This window comes from Amycolatopsis sp. SID8362, assembly GCF_010550475.1.
In the GTDB taxonomy this organism is placed as follows: Bacteria; Actinomycetota; Actinomycetes; order Mycobacteriales; family Pseudonocardiaceae; genus Amycolatopsis; species Amycolatopsis eburnea.
On record NZ_JAAGNB010001683.1, the window covers coordinates 1 to 2,853 of the forward strand.

The 2,853-nt window shown below is 71.7% G+C and carries 3 protein-coding genes and 1 pseudogene; all 4 read right to left on the reverse strand.

The window, feature by feature from the left end; all coding sequences use genetic code 11:
• On the reverse strand, positions 1-634 hold a 634-nt coding region (locus tag G3I65_RS51850), incomplete at its 3' end, for a transposase (RefSeq protein WP_239071971.1).
• A gap of 247 nt (positions 635-881) precedes the next feature.
• Positions 882-1,247: a hypothetical protein gene (locus tag G3I65_RS51855; protein WP_160703406.1), complete on the reverse strand. Its 366-nt coding sequence runs from the start codon at positions 1,245-1,247 to the stop codon at positions 882-884.
• Complete coding sequence (locus tag G3I65_RS51860; RefSeq protein WP_160703408.1) at positions 1,244-2,584, reverse strand: alpha/beta hydrolase; 1,341 nt, start codon at positions 2,582-2,584, stop codon at positions 1,244-1,246. Before G3I65_RS51860 ends, G3I65_RS51855 begins: the two co-directional genes overlap by 4 nt.
• A gap of 25 nt (positions 2,585-2,609) precedes the next feature.
• Positions 2,610-2,853: pseudogene (locus G3I65_RS51865) on the reverse strand (WXG100 family type VII secretion target); the annotation flags it as partial.

Genomic DNA, 2,853 nt, shown 5'->3' on the forward strand with positions numbered 1-2,853 from the left:
AGACGAACCCCGGCGTCTCGGCCCGGCCGGCCTCGGCCAGACCGGCCCGGACCCGCTCGATCGCGGCCAGGGTCACTCCGGTCAGGGTATCGGCGGATCCCAGCCGGGCCAGGTCAACCGGCGCGGTCCAGGAGGTCGGTCCCCATTCCAGCCCGGCCATGACCGCGAACGGCCATCCCGAGGTCACCGGATGCCCGGCCAGCGTCCGGGCGGACTTGTCATGCACCATCAACCGCTGCGGCGAACACACCGCCTCCGGCCGGGGCCAGTTCGACACGTCCCCGGCGAACCACACCAGCCTCTCCCGGCCCGCGGGCACGGCCGCCAGCAGCAGTCTCCGCAGCCGGGACTCGTCGATCCGGCCCGCGGTCAGCGCGGCATACACGCTGCCGTGACCGCGGCGGAACTCCGGTTCCAGCGACAGTCCCGGCAGTGATCCCACCCGCCCGGGCGCGGACGCCACCGCATCAGCCAGCTCGAACATGGCATCAGCCCGCCGGGTCAGGCACCGGCGCAACTGTTCCCGGAACCTGGCCAGCGACCCCGCCGCGTCCTGCTCGTGCCTGTCGGTCACACTGATCACGCAGCCCTTGGTTTGGATCTTCTTCCCTAGACAAGAAGAAGGATCGACCAAGGGCTGCACCCATGATCAACCAGGGCCACCTCCAACGACCCCGACGTTAAAACTCAAGGACTCATTCATGTCGTCTGGCGACATGAATGAGTCATTCACTACGTTCTACGGCAGGGTGTCGGCAATGTCGCGCAGGTGAGCGGGTGACCGGACGCAGGCTGGCTGCGTGGTCTGCGCGACATCGCGGAGGGGCGGATCGGCCATCCCAGACCGGCCTCGTCGGCTTCCGGGGCGCGAGGTGAAGCCGTCAGGCGGGGACCGGGCGGGTCGAGCCGATGATCGCCACCGCGTGGCTCGCCCGCGCGACGTGGACCGTGAAGTCCGCGCCGTCGCGGCTGAAGCGGGCGATCAGCTCGCGCGGGGTGCTGCGGTCGTGCGCCTGCCAGCCGCGCTCGGCCAGCGTTGGCAGGACGACCTCGGCCAGGCGGCGTTCCGGCTCGCCGGGGTGTTCGAGCCGGACGCCGTACTGCCAGCACAGCAGCTGCCCCGGCTGGGTCGGGTCGCAGTCCAGCTCGCCGTCGACCGTCCGGTCCGCGGCGTCGCCGAACGCCTCGGCGACGCTGTCGATCACGGCGGTCAGCTCGACGGCCAGCCGGTCCAGCTCCGGGCTCATCGCAGCACACCCCCGTCGTTCAGGAATTCGACGCCGTGTTCGAGGATGCCACGCGGGTCGAACGTGCCGTCCGGCGTCACCGGTCCGCTGGTGATCACCCGGTAGATGTTCGTCCACGACTCCGAACCCGGCTTCAGCACGTCACTGTGCGAGGACAGGCCCCACAACTGCGAACCGTCCGCGGAACGGCCGGTCTCCAGCTCCGTCACGCCGGGGAAGGTGTCCGGGTCGGCGCCGTGGCCGATGCCGGTCCACTCCAGGCCCCACGCGTTGCCCTGGGCGATCTCGATCGGGTCGAGCGGCGCGGTCATCGAGTAGCGCTGGACGCCCGCCTGGCTGGCCGGGAGGTCCGACGGCGACCACACGCCGTGGCCCATGCCCGCCGACTCGACGTGCAGGACGCGGTCGACGTCGAGGCCGTGCGTCTCGGCCAGCCCGACCGTGGCGCCGCCGTAGCTGTGCCCGATCGCGGTCAGCGTGACGCCGTCACCGGCGTGGCTGGAGATCTCGCCGCGCAGGTCGTCGGTGAAGTGCTTGAGGTCCGGGGCCATCGTCTGCGCGTAGCTCGCGTCCGGGCCCTGCACGACCGGGTTCTGCGGGAACACTCCGTCCGCCCAGACGACCATCGCGGTGCGCCCGGTCGGGTCCGCGGCGACCAGGCTGCGCCCGAGCCCGGCGTAGGCGTCGAAGTTGGACATCTGCGTGTTGACGCCGGGGACGAACAACCCGACGTTCCGCGTCCCCGGCTCGATGTGCCCGACCAGCTCGGCGATCCGGCCGTTGCCCGACGGGTCGAACTTCAGGATCTGCCGGTGGTTCGCGAGGATGTCTTCGTAGAGCTTGATCCGGGACTGCGACCGCGCGATTTCGTCGGCGTCGGTCAGCCCGGCCAGCTTGGCGCGTTCGGCGGTGAGCGCGTCGGCGACCTTCGCGCGGTTCTCCTCGATCGCGTGCGCCCACGCGCCGGTGTCCGCGGCACCGCCGATGCCGGCCGGGTTCCCGGCCTTCGGCAGCGGGTCTTCGGGCAGGAGCGCCCGGTACATCGCGGCGACCTGCGCGTCGGTGCGGCGGTAGCCCGCGGCCGACTCGGTCAGTCCACTTTGGAGCTTCTTGGCCCGCGAGACGTGCTCGCCGAGCTTTTCGCCCAGCTCCGTCATCGTCTTCTCGAACGTCTTGGCCGCGGCCGCGGATTCGCTGACCTGGCCGAACGCGGCGGCGGGGAGTTTTTCCCCCGCCACCGCCTTCTGCGCGGAGCCCAGCGCGTCCGCGCGCGAGCCGAACTCGCCGGCCGCGGTGTCGAGGCGGGCCGGGGCGACGCGATAGCCGGCAGCCGTCACGGCCCGCCTCCGTTCCTAGAGTCGATCAGTACGCTTCGGGCTCTTCGCCGATCACCGGCGGCGCGACCGGGGCCGACTGGCCCCAGACGTTCTCCGTCTCGACCAGCCACGCCGGGATCCGCCGTCCGGAGCCCATGTCGCCGCCACCGCCCATGCCCATCGGCATCATGGGCATCATCGGCATCGCGCTCTTGGCCGCCGCCGCGCCCACCGCACCGGCCGCGCCGCCGGCGAGACCGCTGAACGCGTTGCCCGCGCCGCCGTCGCCG

What these genes read in the sequence shown, in the direction of transcription:
- G3I65_RS51855 (WP_160703406.1), bottom strand. Translation starts at nt 1,247, where the DNA reads ATGAGCCCGGAGCTGGACCGGCTGGCCGTCGAGCTGACCGCCGTGATC.